The organism is Acetobacter sicerae (assembly GCF_011516765.1).
Classification (GTDB): Bacteria; Pseudomonadota; Alphaproteobacteria; order Acetobacterales; family Acetobacteraceae; genus Acetobacter; species Acetobacter sicerae.
Map to the genome: position 1 here is coordinate 32,453 of NZ_JAAABN010000014.1, position 14,770 is coordinate 47,222.

Below are 14,770 nucleotides of genomic sequence, written 5' to 3' on the forward strand. Positions count from 1 at the left end.
TTTTCCTATTTTTCCGCTGAGACGGCAGACAGTGTTTCGCCCCAGCGGGGCATGTCAGGCACCTCCACACCCAGCAGGGACAGGACGCGCGCGGCACTATGGCGGATGATATCGGCACTTGTGCGCGGTGCCGCGTAAATGGCGGGAACCGGCGGGAAAATGATACCGCCATATTCGGTCACGGCCAGCATGTTACGCAGATGACCCAGATGAAGTGGCGCCTCACGCGTCATCATCACCAGACGCCGCCTTTCCTTGAGCGCGACATCGGCCGCGCGCGTGACAAGATTATCCGTCACTCCCGATGCAATTGCACCAAGCGTATGCATGGAGCACGGGGCGATAATCATGCCTTCGGTACGAAAAGACCCACTTGAAATGGGTGCGCCTAGCGCACCTGGTGAGTGGATATGGGTGGCAAGGGCGTACACGTCCTCAGCAGACAGATCTGTTTCATGCTCCCGCGTCAGTTGCGCACCACGGGACATGACGAGATGCGTCTCGATCTCCGCTTCCCGTAATAGACGCAAGACATCAACTCCATACTGGAAGCCCGATGCTCCCGTAATACCGACGACAATCCGTTTTCGGGTCATTGAAAGCTCCCGTTCTGAAGGTGTTTCCCGATGACGGCAGAAGTACAGAACCTGTCTGCCTGCGCGGGATGACGGACCGGCAAACAGGTTCCTGCAACATTACATGCCCGCTTTGGGAAAGATCGAAGGTGCGAACGGATGCGGATCGACTTCGCGGAACTGCGCACGCACAAAATGCTCTTTCAGTTTCCACGGATAGGTGCAGTCAAAGATCGTCTTACACGACACGCCTTTTCCAGGGATTGAGGGATCGTACTCCGGCACCTGCGAGGGATCGAGCACATGACCCGTCACCCCGGGCAGAAACATGGTATCCACATTGCCCTGATACCGGGTCTGCATGGCCCAGAGCACATCGTTACTGTCGAACAGATCGACATCATCATCCACGATGATGACGTTCTTGAGTTCGCGATAAACTGCTAGCGCAATCAGCGCGGCCTGACGCGCCTTACCCACATCGCCCGCACTACGCTGGCAGACCTGAAGGATCGCCAGCAGTTTTCCTCCACCCGCGCTATGCGCATAAACATTTTTCACAAACCCCGGCAGCGCCTTGTCACAAGCGTTGAAAATACTGGCTTCCGTTGGAATGCCTGCCAGATTCACATGCTCTTCACCCGGCCCGACCAATGTCTGCAAAATAGCGTTCTTCCGCATGGTCACGGCCTTGACCTTGATCACCGGCAGGGCTGGATTGGCAGGACCGTTATAATCGGGGAATTCGGGCATCGCATGGCCCGTATTGGTGTTGACATCCTCCCGTATCCGCCGTCCCGGCAGGATCTCGCCTTCAATCACGATTTCGGCCCTGGCGATGGAGCGCTCTTTCACCGTCACAGCATCTACGAGTTCAACCGCTCTACCACGCAGCCCGCCAGCTACGGTCAGTTCATCAAAGCCCAGAGGTGTGGTGGGGGCCTCGAAACACGCCCCGATCGGGATGGCAGGATCCAGACCCATATTGATAGTAATGGGCAATGCCTCGCCCCGCTCTTCCGCCTTGGCACGGAAGGCATCGATATGGCGGCCAGGCGCGAAAAAGACCGAGAGTTCATCGCGCCCCTGCACGCACAGACGATGGATGGTCACGTCTGTATGGCCGTTATCCGGATCGCTACCCAGTAGCAGGCCGAGGCAGAAATACGGGCCAGCATCCTCTTCCGTATTGGTTGGGGCCGGGAGAAGATTACGCAGGTCAAAGTGCGGGTCCTCAGCCCGAAAGATCTGTTCCTGACACGGAGCGGACTGCCCCTTGAGGACGACCGGAGCAATCCCGTTAAGGACCGCCTCGCCCATCCGCCGCCCAAGCTCTTCGGGTCTGCTGTCAAGCAGTAAAGCCACGCGCTCACGTTTTGCCATAAGGCCAACCAGTACGCGTGCACCGGGGTAGCCTTTCACATTCTCGAACATCATCGCCGGACCGGTTCTGGTCGGACGCATGACGGTACCCCCAGCCCCGACACGTTTATAAACACCCGCCAGTTCGGAGCGGGGGTCGATCTCATGGTCTGTTGAAATCAGTTCATCTGGAGACTGCTCAAGCCTAACCAGAGCGGAGCGTAGATCGATGACCGGTGAGTTGGCTGTGTGATCTGTCCTGTTCATGACATTGTCCTTCCTGTCGCAAAAGGAAGGCTATCCGGCCACCATAATATGTTCCATATTCACTATATGGCATTATTGATAAGTTAAATATTATGGATGAACATCTAACGTCTGTTTCTCTACGCCGGCTGGCTGTCTTTCTCACTGTGTGCGAAACCCTCCATGTCGCTCGTGCGGCTGAAAAGCTCGACATCGCACAGCCCGCGCTCAGCCAGCAGATCAAGGCTCTGGAAGAGGCTCTTGGTGCCCAGCTGTTCCATCGTCGCAAGCGGGGCATTGATCTGACCAGTGCTGGTCATGCCTGCCGAGAGGCGGCACAGCACCTCCTAAAGAGCCATCACAACCTGATCGACGGGGTGCGAAGCATTGCCCGTGGTGAGATGGGCCAGCTTGTTCTGGGGCATGTCGGATCGGCCTTGGCGGGGCGGATTTTCCCCAACCATCTACAGAGAATGAAACAGCACTTCCCTGAAGTGCAGATCACGTTGGCTGAAAAATCCATCTCGGATCTTGTCACTGCTGTCACAAAAAAGGACATCGATGTTGCTCTGGTAAGAGATCTTGAAACTGTTCCTTCCATCTGCAGCACACGACGATACATAACGGAAAAGCTATTTGTTCTACTTCCGGAAAACCATCCCCTTGCATCCCGAACCGACCTTTCCATACGGGCAATCCATGCCACTCCCCTGATTGGTTTTCAGGATCCGGACGAAGTCGGCATCGCACGTATTGTGCAACAAATAGCCGAAAAAAACGGCCTCTCCTTTGAGCCATCATGGAAAGTTACCAATATCGGCAGCATTTTCGGAATGGTTCACGCAGGTTTTGGCCTGTCAATCGTTGCCGAGAGTGTGACAGCACTTCTGCCTGCCGGTCTGAGCGCCCTCCCCCTGAGTGAACCTGACGCAGAATCAACCCTGTTTCTATTGTGGAACAGAGAGCAGGTCTCGCCAGCATTACAGAAGTTCATTGAGCTTTCCTGAAATGCCTCCATAATCTGTGAACCGGACATCGCTAAATTAGGTCACTCGAATCACCTCATTACTGAAAAGCATAAATAACCAGTCATCTTCATCTCGTTCAGCGCACATCTCCGACATCCCTGACGGAAGCATCGGCCTGTCCCTTCACCCAGTAGCCGGATGCCTTGACCCATTGGGCCGGAACCTTACGCTCATCCAGAAGATACTGACGCACGGCCTTCGCCACGCGGGCCTCAGCACCGACCCAGACGAAAGTACGGTCAGGGATCTCCAGATTTTTCAGAACAGCAAGAATGCCCGTGGCTTCATCCGCCTGATCCATGGAGCGATGAACCCAGCGGGCTGCATGGCGCGCGACCGTGGCGAAGACCTGCTCATCTTCTGATCCCGGCACAGCCACGAGCGTTGTGACAGGCGTGTCGGCTGGCAGTTCCTCCACGCGACGCCCGATCGCGGGTAACGCCGTTTCATCGCCAATCAGAAGCCACTGGTCAATCGGTCCGGCAATGATCTGCGATCCACGTGGACCGCCGATTTCCAGCCGATCTCCCGGTCTGGCGGCCCTCGCCCACGCAGCCGCTGGTCCACCATGATGATTGACGAAATCCAGAAGCAGCGTACCGTTCTGCGGGTCGTAACGGCGCGGCGTGTAATCACGGCGGGTTGGTGAACCATCCAGACCTGGAATGAAGATCTTGATGTGGTCATCCGGCGCTGGACTGGTGAAACCGGCCAGTTCGGGTCCGCCCAGCGTGATGCGGATCATGTGCGGAGTCAGGCGCTCAACGGCGCGGACCTCAAGACTGCGTCTGACAAGTTCGTGCCTTACGCGTCGGATCCCGGGGCCATCACCCCGATTTAAAAAGGAATGGAAGAGTTTCATGACTATGTACCCTTGTCGTGCCGACAGACCGGTGACTGTGGATACACAGACGCACAGGCTGCCAGCATTTTGCTGTCAGCCTGTGCGTTGTTTCACGTTAACGCATACGAAAGTACGATCAGCGAAGACCGCACTAGCTGTCATGATCAAAGCCTTCGGAGGCAGAGTCTGTCAACGGGTTTCTCAGTATCCTCCTCAGATCGGACAGACGCCACTGGCACATTGAAGATGCGCCCAGTCCACCACTTCGCGCACCTCGTCATCCTGAATCATGGCGGTGATGGCAGCAAATTTTCCTGCCGAGACTTCCTCTTCCGGCAGATATTCATAACCAAGGCCGGAATCCGGACGGCTGGGCAGCACGGCGCAGCAGCGCACATGCGGCTGGTTGGCCGCCACCATGGCGCGGAAACTGTCCAGACTATGCCGGTCGGTATAGACCTTGAGCGTGTAGGACACCTGATTGCCCTGCTCCGCCCCGATCCAGTATTTCTCCAGCAGTTCCAGCCAGCGATACTGCTCCTCCGGAGAGGCTTCGGGTGCTGTCACCACACGCTCGCCCATGCCGAGACGTTGGATAAGCGGCACGGTCGGAAAGCCCACAATGCTCATGCCGGGAAAACTGCGCAGCGAACGCACGGGATAGCCCTTGCGCTCGTAAGCAGGCAACAACGGGTCGGTTCCTGCCTCCCATGTGCCGTCCTCGCGTCGCACTCCCTTGAACTGCACCCAGCGAAGATACTGCCGTCGTGCGGGCAGATGCGCACCTTCAGTCAGACCGAACAGCTTGGATGTGGTGCCCGCGGGCTTGACGGTTGTGACCGTAACCGGTCGGGCGGTGCCGGTCTCGTGCGCATAGGCATCCGCCTCGCTTTTGGCGATGGTGGAGAGTTCCCGCACCGCGTTCCAGAAGGGAGCAGCACGTTCCTCATCCAGCAGGTCACGGAAGTCGAGACCAAAGCGCACCCATGCCCACTCATGCAGGCCGGTCGGGCCGATGCCGATACGGTTGGTCCGCCGCACCTCCTCGCCATACAACGCGTCCATGCGGTTGGCACGCAGCAGGAAGCGCACGCCCAGCCGTACGGAGTCCCGCACGCGGGCATCCCATACTGCCGCCGTCTCAGTCAGCACCTGACCGGGCGTCACATCCTCCGGCGCCACGGGGCAGGCCAGCAACGGAGCGAAATCACCAATCACACAATAACCACCAGTGACGTGCAGCGTGATCTCGCCACACGGGTTGGTCGTGACCGGGAAATGTGCCGAGGTGGCCCGCTGCGCCAGATCCGCCAGCAGGGCCGCCCCCTCGGTGGCCTGATAACGATGCGAGCGGAAATCCCGCCCATCCGCATGCACCTGTTTGAGCCGTGCGCTGCCGGTGCGATTATCTTCCAACCGGTCACCGTTGATGAAGCCGGGCTCGCCATTGATCCATGCGCACCGCGTGGCCTCGGCAAACACCGTGCGGGCATGGTCGGCCAACGTGTCGGTCTTTGCCGGATCGTTCACGTGATCCCAGAATTCGGCGTCCACCATGACGGAGTGATTAGCGGTCCATAGTCCGCCTTCTTCCTTGGCGCGGATGAAGCGCAGCACATCCGCATCCCGCCATGATTTGGTCGCCATGCGTGCGGCCCGACGGGCACCCCCAACCTGCACCTCGACGGACAGATAATGATCCACCCGTAGCGCCTGTTCCCATAGTGGCATGTCGCCTGCGCGCGCGGCCTCAATCACATGCTCTCGCACATTGAGCAGCCCGCGCAGCAACGAGACCGGTCCCGAAGCTGGCCGCCCCTGCATGCCTGCAATTGGACTGCCCGCGCAGCGGATGGCGCTGAAATCCAGCACCAGCGTGCGGCTGCGTTCACCACGGAAGGCCATCGCCTCAATGGTCTCGACCGCCTTGCCCCAGCCTTCACGGCTGTCCTCGATGACATGGAGAAGTTCATCACCTTCGGGAGCACGGGCGAGCACGGTTCTTTCCAGAAAGGCACGGACCTGTGCCTCCATCTCCGCATCGAAGGCTTCCTGCGCCGTGCCCCAGGGCAGGATCTGCATCTCAAGGCCGAACCGCAACAGGCTGGCGCGATCCTGCGGGTAGTCCGGATGATCAGGCGACAGGACGAACTTCAGATCCGGGGCCTGCCCCCAGTCCACCACGCAGAGTTCGTCATCATAGGCTCGCCCGACGCCGGAGCCATTGAGCAGCAGGTAGAATTTCGCAAAAGAGCAGATGACCGTGGCGCAGTTGGTGAACATTTCCATGTTGCGATCCGGCTGCGTGCTGTCGCCATGCTGCAGATGGCGGCCCGATGTGAGCAGCGCCCCCGTGGCGATTGCGTTACGCAGTTGCATGATCTCCGCATCACCGACCGTAGCCAGCAGCCCGGCATTGCCTTCGGCTACACGATCAGCCACGCGCCCAAAATCTTCGCGGTCGGAAGGCCGGAACACGGTCCGGCGACCGACCGCCTCTCCCATACCGCGATCCAGCGGACGTGCGGAGATTGGCCGGGTTCCGAATGCTTCTTCAAACGGATTGCGAACAGCTTCGCGTCCGCCCTGCCCGCCCGTAAACAGCGAAAAATCTCCGTCCATGCACCGGCTCCATCGTTCGGGCGAGCGTGGTCCCATCTTCGGCGCCATTTCGCTCATGTTGTGGTTATGATGGGACAATGACACCAGATGTTGTGCCTTGCACGAACAAAATAGCGGGCCGCACTTTTCTGATCGCTGTCACCCGCAGTTTTCCTTGATATGCGATCTGATTTTTTTGGTTCCTGCTGGACGGCCTGCCAGGAGAATCATGTCGGTCGCTTCGAACGCCAGTAGCCGCGACATCATCGCCGCCGGGAAGGTCTGTGAAAATACTCACGCACACGTGAAATCAGCCGTATCTACGCTGCGTTTTTGCTCCCGATTGCATCCTATGTGCATCCTGCGGCGCATTCCGGACATAAAAAAACCCGCCTCAATCAGGCGGGCTTCTTCTGTCTTTTCAGACGGACACGTTTGGTTGCGGGGAACCGCACACTACGATCACGGCGAAATGTGGCGAATGGTCATTCGCAAGCGTCGTTGGTTGCGGGGGAAGACAACCAACGATACTTGCGATTGGTAGACTGCGAGATACCCCGCCTCGCCGCATGACAGTGCGAACATGCCAGCGTGCATGAACATATCCAACTAGAATCCTTGTCATAGGCAATCCGCCTCATATACAATCCCATATCATGGTCAATATATGGGGCACTCCATCATGTCTGAGACCACATTCCTCGCCGACGCCTTCGATCCGTCAGGGCTGATCGCGGCAGAACGGCTGAGCAATATGTTACACATCACAAGGAGTGAACTGGCCACCACTCTGGGCCTGTCACGTGACGCCGTCTCCAAAAGCGCCCGCCTCGGCCGTCCCGCCACCCAGGCGAGGCTGCGCGACATGGTCGAGATCCTCAATCGCGTCCGGCCTTGGGCGGGCTCAGCCCAACAGGCTTTCGCATGGTACCGGTCACAGCCCCTGCCCTCCTTCGGTGATCAGACTGCCGAGGCGCTCGTCCGTGAGGGACGCGCCAATGCCGTCCGACGCTACCTGGATCGGATTGCCACCGGCGGCTACGCGTGAGGTTCACCGGACGGGTATTCCGGGCTCATAATCCACGCTGGTCTTTCACCCCATTATCAGGCGACGGTGCGACGCTTCATGGAGGCCGGTTCAACCCGGTCGGCACACCTGCCCTTTACACATCACTTCGGATGGAGACGGCCTGGCTCGAAGCCCAGCAGGGTTTTCCATTCAAGCCGCAACCTTTGACCGTCTGTGCCTATGATGTCGATAGCGAACCCGTCCTCGATCTGACCGATCTATCCAGTCTTAATGATCTGGGCTTCTCCCCCGCCACCTTGGCCTGTTCCTGGGAAGACCTTGCTGACCAAGGCAAGACGCCGCCTTCATGGAAACTGGCAAGGGCACTCAGAGCCGACGGAGCGGCGGGCATCATCGTGCCGAGCTTTGCCCCTGGAGCAACAGAAAACGACAGAAACCTCGTCTTCTGGGCATGGTCAGACAGTCCGCCCTCCCGCGTAACCGTCATTGATGATGAGAGGCGACTGCCCACAACTGCAGCGTCATGGGCGTAAGCTGACTGGAGAGTGAAATGACAAAATGGCGGCTTTCGGGCGAACCGATGCCGAAAGGTGCCACAACCAAATGCTCCGCTTTCCGGAAAAAAAGATCGAGTTTCGAGAATCGACGCCGACGCCTGGCCAACCCTTTATGCGGCCCTGCTTGCTCGAAGCGTCTTCTTGAACAGTTCGAAGGCCGTCGTCCCCTGCCGATCGGGGTAATAGAGGTGGTAGCCTGCGAAAGGCTCGCACCACGGCTCCAGCAGGCGGATGAGGTGGCCATCGGCTATCGGCGCCGCCACCAGATCCTCCAGAATGTAAAGGATGCCAAACCCCTCAAGGGCGGCGGCCACCAGCAGATCGGCGTCGTTGAACACCGGCCCGCGGCCCGGCGTGACCGTTACCGCACGACCGTCGCGCTCGAACGACCAGGGAGACAGCTCGCCATGCGCGTTGCGGTAGGCGACACAACGATGCGCCGTGAGGTCGGCGGGCTCCATCGGCCTCGGATGGTTGCTTAAATAGCCGGGAGCGGCCACCACCGCGACGCGAAGCGGAGGCCCGACCGCCAGCGCGATCATGTCCTTCTCCAGTCGCTCGCCGAGCCGGATGCCCGCATCGTAGCGGCCCGCCACGACGTCGGTCAGCCCGTCCTCCACGCACACCTCCACCTCGATGCCGGGGTGCAGGCGCATGAAGGTTGGGAGCATCGGCCACAGCACGGTGTCCGCGGCGTGTTTGCCCGTCGTGATCCGGACGGTGCCGATCGCTGCCCCGCGTGTCTGCGACAGCGTCTCGATCTCGTCGTCCAACTCGGCCAGTGCTGGCGAGAGGGTAGCGAGCAGGCGCTCGCCGGCCGCGGTCGGGGCGACGCTGCGTGTCGTGCGGGAGAGCAGGCGAAAACCGAGCTGGCCCTCGAGCCGCTTCATGGTCTGACTCAACGACGACTGCGTAACGCCGAGCCGCCTCGCGGCACGCGTGAAGCTGCGGTCGGAGGCGATCGCAACGAAGACGGCGAGGTCGCCAAGCTGATCCGGGCGCATTGATAATCTCTGCTACTAGGGCCCATTATTGATTAGGCGCTTATCTCGATCCATTAACATGACTACTTAGACAGCAACAGTGGAAGAAACGAGGAGCAGGCGATGGGCAAGATCTGGCTGGTGACGGGCGCAAGCCGGGGACTTGGACTCGAGATCACGCGCGCGGCGCTCGATGCGGGCGAAACGGTCGTGGCAACTGCGCGGTCCGCCGACGCCGTGCGCGATGCCTTCGAGGGCGAACACGATCGCCTGCACGTCCTTGCGCTCGATATCACCGACGCTGAAGCCGCGAACTCCGTCGCTGCCGAGACCATCGAACGCTTGGGTGCGATCGACGTGCTGGTCAACAACGCCGGCTATGCCGAACTGGGTTTCTTCGAGACCTTCACCGATGCCGCGGTGCGGCGTCAGTTCGAGGTCAACCTGTTCGGCACGATGAACGTGGCACGCGCGGTCGCTCCCCACATGCGTGAGCGTCGCTCAGGCCTCATCGTCACCATCTCCTCGGTCAGCGGGCTGGTCTCCAACGGCGGGGGATCGGTCTATTCCGCGTCGAAGTTCGCGGTCGAGGGATGGATGGAGGGCTTTGCGCAGGAGCTGGCACCGTTGGGCGTCCGCTCGCTCCTGGTCGAGCCGGGGATGCTGCGCACAGATTTCATGGATGGCAGGTCGGCGAGCTTCGGCAGCATCGACATTCCAGATTATGCCGAGGCGATCGCGCAGTATCGCGCGTTCGTGGACGAGGCCAGCGGTAACCAGCCAGGCGATCCGAAGCTCCTCGCCGCGCGGATCGTGGAGCTTGCTTCCCAAGACGAGGTGCCATCGCGGTTCGTGTTCGGCACCGACGCCCGGGAGTGGGTCGGTGCTAAGGTCGACCAGTTGCGACAGGAGATCGCCCAGTCCGCCGATTACGGCTGACACGAGAAAACAAAGGCATGGGCCAAGGGAGGTTATTACTCGGCGCCAGCAGTGACCCTCGGGCGCTTCCAAGAACGAATGCAAAGCCCGAAACGCGCGGGCAAGGCCTGCCAGGCACAGTCCGGGCTAAGCTTTCCAGGCAGACGGGGAAAATGAGAAAAGTGCTTTGTGTCCAGACGGCCGGTTTCGGGACGTCCGGTGAGACGGCGGAACGGCCGAGATGAAGGCGTCTTCTGCCTGTCTGCGCATCCTATTCGATGGACAGACCGCGTTGGCCGGGGGATCGCAATTTCCAAAAACAGGAAATGTGACACAGACAGATTAGAAATGTGACACAGACAGATTAACAGAGCCCCGGACACGGTTCCGCATGGTCAAATGACAAAAGACCGAAGTTCCATCACATCGCGTTTGGGCGCTATCCCGAACCTGCGAACATAGTCCCGACTGAACTGCGACGGGCTTTCATAACCGACCTCAAACGCCGCGTGCGAGACGTTGACGTCCTCTGATACCATCAGGCGACGCGCCTCAAGCAGGCGCAACTGCTTCTGATACTGGAGCGGCGTCATGGAGGTCAGCATTTTGAAATGCTGATGGAAAGACGAGAGGCTCATGCGTGCGACAGCGGCAAGATGCTCGATCCTCACCGGTTTCGCAAAGTTGGCACGCAGCAGATGAATGGCCTCCGCGACCCGTCGCATGTGACTGTCGGGCAGAACAAGTTTACAGACTTCGCCCGCATGCGGCCCTGTTAACAGCCAGAAACAGATTTCCCGCATGATCGCCGGCCAGAGGATCTGGGGTGCCGCCGGATTATCGAGCAGTCGTATGAGCCGCCTGATGCAGTCGGCCAGATCCTCGGATAGATCGGCGACGAATACCCCGATACCCTGACCATTCGACGGTAAAGGGGGCTGAGCAAGTTCCGCCATGACCTCACGCAGGATGCCTGCGTCCAGATCCAGGGTAATGCCGATATAGGGACATTCAGGGCTCGCCTCCGTCACACGACCAAGAGCAGGTATTTCGATGCTGACCAGCAGAAACGCCATGGCCCCATACTCGAAAATGGTATCCCCAAACTCCACCGCCTTAGCGCCCTGCAAGGTGATGCAGAGTGACGGTTTGTAGACCATGCCATTTGGCGGCGTCTTTTCACTCAGCCTGATGATATTCAGACCGTCGAACGACGTCGTGAAAAGCCCGCTCGTGCCACAACCCTGCGCGTCCAGATAGCGGGTTACAGCTCTGGCGAGAGATGACGACATTCCTTGCTCCAGCCAAAATTCTAACTATTCCCGTCTACACGTGGCGCACCGCCTAAGCCAGACCATTGCAGGATCGGGCAAGAAGTTTGGCAGTTCGGGCATTCGGTCCATCGGCGTACGCAGCTAGATACCAGATATCAGCAGGGATCAATGGCGCGTGCCGTCGAACTGTCAGCCATCCCCCCAAAGGAATTTCTTGCGTGGACAGGAACCAAATATGAGAAAATGGACGACATCGAACATTCCAGACATTCGTGGCCGCTCATTCGTCGTGACCGGAACAGGCGGCCTCGGGTTTGAGGACGCACTAGCGCTCGCGCGCGCCGGAGCAACGGTCATTCTCGCCGGACGAAACCCAAGCAAAGGCGCGGAAGCCGTTGCCCGGATCAAAAGAGACACTCCCGAGGCAGACATCAGCTTCGAAGTTCTTGATCTGGCTGACCTTGCGTCAATTGCCGCGTTTGGTGAGCGCCTGCGCAGCCAGCGCGACCATCTCGACGTGCTGATCAACAATGCCGGGGTGATGACGCCCCCCACACGCAAAGTGACCTCGGATGGTTTCGAACTGCAGTTCGGAACCAACTATCTCGGGCATTTCGCACTGACTGCGCATTTGCTGCCCCTGCTTCGCAAGGGTCATGATCCGCGCGTTGTCACACTCTCCAGCATCGCAGCGCGTGACGGTCGGATCGCATTCGATGATCTTCAGGCGACACATAATTACAAGCCGATGCCAGTCTACAGTCAGTCTAAGCTGGCCTGCCTGATGTTCGCGCTGGAACTTCAGCGTCGCAGCGAAGCGGAAAACTGGGGAATAACCAGCATCGCCGCCCATCCCGGTATTTCGCGTACCGATCTGCTTCCGAACGGAGCTGGCGCTTTGAGCGTATTTGGCCTCGCACGGCGGATATTGTGGTTTCTTTTCCAGCCAGCCGCACAGGGCGCACTGCCGACCCTTTTCGCCGCGACATCATCGGAGGCAAAGGGCGGTGGCTATTATGGCCCTGACAGACTGAGTGAGACGCGCGGGTATCCGACTGTCGCCAAAATACCCCCCGCAGCGCTCGACCGGCAGGCCGCCGCGCGCTTGTGGGATATCTCCGAACAACTTGCCCATGTGCAGTTCAGCAATAACTAATTAGAGATCACCGCAAGGAGGAACAAAGCAAAAGCAATAAGACGCAAAATAGTTCGCGTCCTGACGATGCCGCGTGGCCCCATGGCAGTAAGATTTCTGTTTGCGGGTCAGGATCGCCTGTTTCGAGGTTGCCGGAAAACATCTCTCATGTGCCGCAGTCTCACGAGAAATGCTCTCCAACCATATTCTCGTTTTTTGCCCCAGGCGCCTCAGCATGCGCGCGGTCAAGAGCTTACTCATACAGGCTAATTTCAAAAAGTCGCGGAACATCACTAGGGTCAACACACGAAGCGAATTAGTCGACGCAACTATGCTCTGTTACGATTCCGCCGACGTAGAGCCTGTGGCGGCTGTCCGTATACGCGCAGGCACGCGCGACGCATGCGTTCGAGATCGCGAAAGCCAACATGCAAGGCGATCTGGCCGAGCGATTCGCTCGTATTTTCGATACGTGGGAGAGCGGCGTCACACCGCAGGCGCTCGACTGCGCGAGCCGGTGTCTCCCCCGTCTCCACGACGAACTGCCGGGCGAACTGGCGTGGACTGATCCTCGCGACATCTGCCAGCCGCTCAACCGACAATGGCTCCCGCAAGTGCGTATGAATATAAGCAATAGCATCACGAATGCGCCCTGGGCGCGGCTCCAGGTCGAGAAGAGTCGAAAACTGAGACTGGCCACCACTGCGGCGATGATAAACCACAAGTTCCCTCGCGACAGCCTTGGAATTTTCGATCCCGAAATCCTCCTCGATCATCGCCAGCGCAAGATCGATGCCGGCGGTAATGCCCGCCGAGGTCCAGATCGCACCGTCGTGAATGAAAATCCGGTCGGCCTCGACCTTGAGCGAGGGATAGCGGCGCTGGATATCAGCCGTATGTCGCCAATGGGTCGTCACGCGATGTCCGTCTAGCAGCCCTGCTGCCGCCAGAACGAACGTTCCGGTGCAGACGCTGGCGCTACGCCGCGCATGAGGCGCCAGCATGCGCACAAGTGCAATCAGATCATTCTGCTGGGAGAGCATCTCTGTATCGGGAGCCCCCACGACCACAAGCGTATCGAGGCGCCTGGGCACAGGTGGCTGGATGGTGTCGATTGTCACTCCCGACGAACTGGCCACGAGCCCACCCGATACCGAGACGGTCCGGATGTCATAGGCCGTCCGATGAAAGTCGCGCGCCAGATTAAACGCGCATAGCGGACCACTTACGTCGAGGAGTTCGAACCCGGGAAACACGACGAACCAGATGGCAAGGGCATCGGAGGGAGCCGGCATCATCTGTCACCCTATGGCAGAATACGAGGTCTATATGTCATTTCTGCCACCCGTGACAGAGAATAAAATCCGCATGAAACGACAGGCCTCATGAGGCAGGAGGTCGCCGGATGGTCGCGACATCGTTGTCAGGATTGTCGGAGCCGGAAACAAAAAGGAGCTTACGTCATGATAGATACGCTTCGTTCTGGGACGAGCATCAATGGCATCGTTGTGCCGGACTCCTCTCTTGGCCGCGCGATCACGGAGTTTATTCGTGATACCGAAAGCGAGTTGCTCTTTAATCATTCGAGCCGCGTCTATTTCTTCGGCGCGCTTGCCGGGCAGCAGCGCGAACTGATCTTCAATCCCGAACTTCTCTACGCTGCCGCGATGTTCCACGATATCGGATTGATGCCATCGCACAGCAGCGAGACTCTTCGTTTCGAAGTTGACGGCGCCAATGCCGCACGGGATTTCCTCAAGAGTCACGATGTCGACCCATCTGACATCGAAAAGGTCTGGACGGGCATCGCCCTCCACACGACCCCTGGCGTGCCAGAATTCATGCATCCCGTGATCGCGCTCACCACGGCCGGCGTCGAAATGGACGTTCTCGGCCTTACGTACGACCAGTATCCCGACACGGTCCGCGAGGCAGTTGTTGCCGCCTTTCCAAGGACACCGCATTTTAAGGAAGACATCATCCAGGCATTCTACGACGGTATCCGCCATAAGCCGGACACGACCTTCGGTAACGTAAAGGCGGATGTGATCGCTGATAAAGAGCCTCATTTTCATAAAGGAAACTTCTGCTCAATCATCCGCACATCGCGCTGGAGTACCTGACCGCTGCGTCATGCGTATCTTCACATGATAGTGAAGGCGTTTGCATGTCAGTCCGAGAACTGCATCCACAGGATGCGTGTGATAACCGGCATGA

At 58.9% G+C, this 14,770-nt stretch carries 13 protein-coding genes; 6 read left to right on the forward strand and 7 right to left on the reverse strand.

The annotated features are described in order from the left end of the window. Positions 1-5 precede the first annotated feature (5 nt). On the reverse strand, positions 6-596 hold the full coding sequence (locus GVI59_RS13945; protein WP_173574814.1) for a UbiX family flavin prenyltransferase: 591 nt from the start codon (positions 594-596) through the stop codon (positions 6-8). Between the two features lie 99 nt (positions 597-695). Then, positions 696-2,204, reverse strand: coding sequence for a UbiD family decarboxylase (locus GVI59_RS13950; RefSeq protein WP_173574815.1), 1,509 nt, complete (start codon positions 2,202-2,204; stop codon positions 696-698). Positions 2,205-2,296: 92 nt separating this feature from the next. Here GVI59_RS13950 and GVI59_RS13955 point away from each other — a divergent pair, with 92 nt between their 5' ends. After that, positions 2,297-3,190 (forward strand): LysR substrate-binding domain-containing protein, encoded by an 894-nt coding sequence (locus GVI59_RS13955; protein WP_173574816.1) that lies wholly within the window; start codon positions 2,297-2,299, stop codon positions 3,188-3,190. A gap of 97 nt (positions 3,191-3,287) precedes the next feature. Here the strand turns inward: GVI59_RS13955 and GVI59_RS13960 are convergent, their stop codons facing one another. Both GVI59_RS13960 and GVI59_RS13965 read right to left on the reverse strand, forming a co-directional pair. Beyond that, the gene (locus tag GVI59_RS13960; protein ID WP_173574817.1) at positions 3,288-4,073 is read right to left on the reverse strand and encodes a siderophore-interacting protein; all 786 of its coding nucleotides are present in this window, start codon (positions 4,071-4,073) and stop codon (positions 3,288-3,290) included. Positions 4,074-4,268: 195 nt separating this feature from the next. Beyond that, positions 4,269-6,677, reverse strand: coding sequence for a recombinase (locus tag GVI59_RS13965; RefSeq protein WP_173574818.1), 2,409 nt, complete (start codon positions 6,675-6,677; stop codon positions 4,269-4,271). A 661-nt stretch (positions 6,678-7,338) separates the two neighbouring features. Between GVI59_RS13965 and GVI59_RS13970 the strand changes: the two genes are divergently transcribed. Together GVI59_RS13970 and GVI59_RS13975 are read left to right on the forward strand one after the other, a co-directional pair. Further along, a complete protein-coding gene (locus GVI59_RS13970) occupies positions 7,339-7,704 on the forward strand; it encodes an antitoxin Xre/MbcA/ParS toxin-binding domain-containing protein (protein ID WP_029329702.1) in 366 nt (121 codons plus the stop codon). Then, positions 7,701-8,219, forward strand: coding sequence for an RES family NAD+ phosphorylase (locus GVI59_RS13975; protein WP_010516056.1), 519 nt, complete (start codon positions 7,701-7,703; stop codon positions 8,217-8,219). The genes GVI59_RS13970 and GVI59_RS13975 overlap by 4 nt, the downstream gene beginning before the upstream one ends. A 134-nt stretch (positions 8,220-8,353) precedes the next feature. Here the strand turns inward: GVI59_RS13975 and GVI59_RS13980 are convergent, their stop codons facing one another. Beyond that, positions 8,354-9,247, reverse strand: a complete 894-nt coding sequence (locus GVI59_RS13980; protein ID WP_053323614.1) for a LysR family transcriptional regulator — start codon at positions 9,245-9,247, stop codon at positions 8,354-8,356. Between the two features lie 102 nt (positions 9,248-9,349). Here GVI59_RS13980 and GVI59_RS13985 point away from each other — a divergent pair, with 102 nt between their 5' ends. Then, the gene (locus tag GVI59_RS13985; protein ID WP_129551468.1) at positions 9,350-10,165 is read left to right on the forward strand and encodes an SDR family NAD(P)-dependent oxidoreductase; all 816 of its coding nucleotides are present in this window, start codon (positions 9,350-9,352) and stop codon (positions 10,163-10,165) included. 374 nt (positions 10,166-10,539) lie between these two features. On the opposite strand, the gene GVI59_RS13990 is transcribed toward GVI59_RS13985, so the two are convergent. Further along, on the reverse strand, positions 10,540-11,436 hold the full coding sequence (locus tag GVI59_RS13990) for an AraC family transcriptional regulator (RefSeq protein WP_173574819.1): 897 nt from the start codon (positions 11,434-11,436) through the stop codon (positions 10,540-10,542). A gap of 217 nt (positions 11,437-11,653) precedes the next feature. Here GVI59_RS13990 and GVI59_RS13995 point away from each other — a divergent pair, with 217 nt between their 5' ends. Next, the gene (locus GVI59_RS13995; RefSeq protein WP_053323611.1) at positions 11,654-12,574 is read left to right on the forward strand and encodes an SDR family oxidoreductase; all 921 of its coding nucleotides are present in this window, start codon (positions 11,654-11,656) and stop codon (positions 12,572-12,574) included. A gap of 308 nt (positions 12,575-12,882) precedes the next feature. On the opposite strand, the gene GVI59_RS14000 is transcribed toward GVI59_RS13995, so the two are convergent. Continuing rightward, complete coding sequence (locus GVI59_RS14000) at positions 12,883-13,851, reverse strand: GlxA family transcriptional regulator (protein WP_242010533.1); 969 nt, start codon at positions 13,849-13,851, stop codon at positions 12,883-12,885. 165 nt (positions 13,852-14,016) lie between these two features. Here GVI59_RS14000 and GVI59_RS14005 point away from each other — a divergent pair, with 165 nt between their 5' ends. Continuing rightward, entirely contained in the window at positions 14,017-14,676 is a 660-nt protein-coding gene (locus GVI59_RS14005) for an HD domain-containing protein (RefSeq protein ID WP_053323610.1), read from the forward strand. Positions 14,677-14,770: the final 94 nt, after the last annotated feature.

Bases quoted from the DNA above. Each gene is read 5' to 3' on its own strand.
- GVI59_RS13955 (WP_173574816.1), top strand. From the start codon at position 2,297: ATGGATGAACATCTAACGTCTGTTTCTCTACGCCGGCTGGCTGTCTTT.
- GVI59_RS13980 (WP_053323614.1), bottom strand. From the start codon at position 9,247: ATGCGCCCGGATCAGCTTGGCGACCTCGCCGTCTTCGTTGCGATCGCC.
- GVI59_RS13960 (WP_173574817.1), bottom strand. From the start codon at position 4,073: ATGAAACTCTTCCATTCCTTTTTAAATCGGGGTGATGGCCCCGGGATC.
- GVI59_RS14005 (WP_053323610.1), top strand. From the start codon at position 14,017: ATGATAGATACGCTTCGTTCTGGGACGAGCATCAATGGCATCGTTGTG.
- GVI59_RS14000 (WP_242010533.1), bottom strand. From the start codon at position 13,851: ATGATGCCGGCTCCCTCCGATGCCCTTGCCATCTGGTTCGTCGTGTTT.
- GVI59_RS13950 (WP_173574815.1), bottom strand. From the start codon at position 2,204: ATGAACAGGACAGATCACACAGCCAACTCACCGGTCATCGATCTACGC.
- GVI59_RS13945 (WP_173574814.1), bottom strand. From the start codon at position 596: ATGACCCGAAAACGGATTGTCGTCGGTATTACGGGAGCATCGGGCTTC.
- GVI59_RS13965 (WP_173574818.1), bottom strand. From the start codon at position 6,677: ATGGACGGAGATTTTTCGCTGTTTACGGGCGGGCAGGGCGGACGCGAA.
- GVI59_RS13995 (WP_053323611.1), top strand. From the start codon at position 11,654: ATGAGAAAATGGACGACATCGAACATTCCAGACATTCGTGGCCGCTCA.
- GVI59_RS13985 (WP_129551468.1), top strand. From the start codon at position 9,350: ATGGGCAAGATCTGGCTGGTGACGGGCGCAAGCCGGGGACTTGGACTC.
- GVI59_RS13970 (WP_029329702.1), top strand. From the start codon at position 7,339: ATGTCTGAGACCACATTCCTCGCCGACGCCTTCGATCCGTCAGGGCTG.
- GVI59_RS13990 (WP_173574819.1), bottom strand. From the start codon at position 11,436: ATGTCGTCATCTCTCGCCAGAGCTGTAACCCGCTATCTGGACGCGCAG.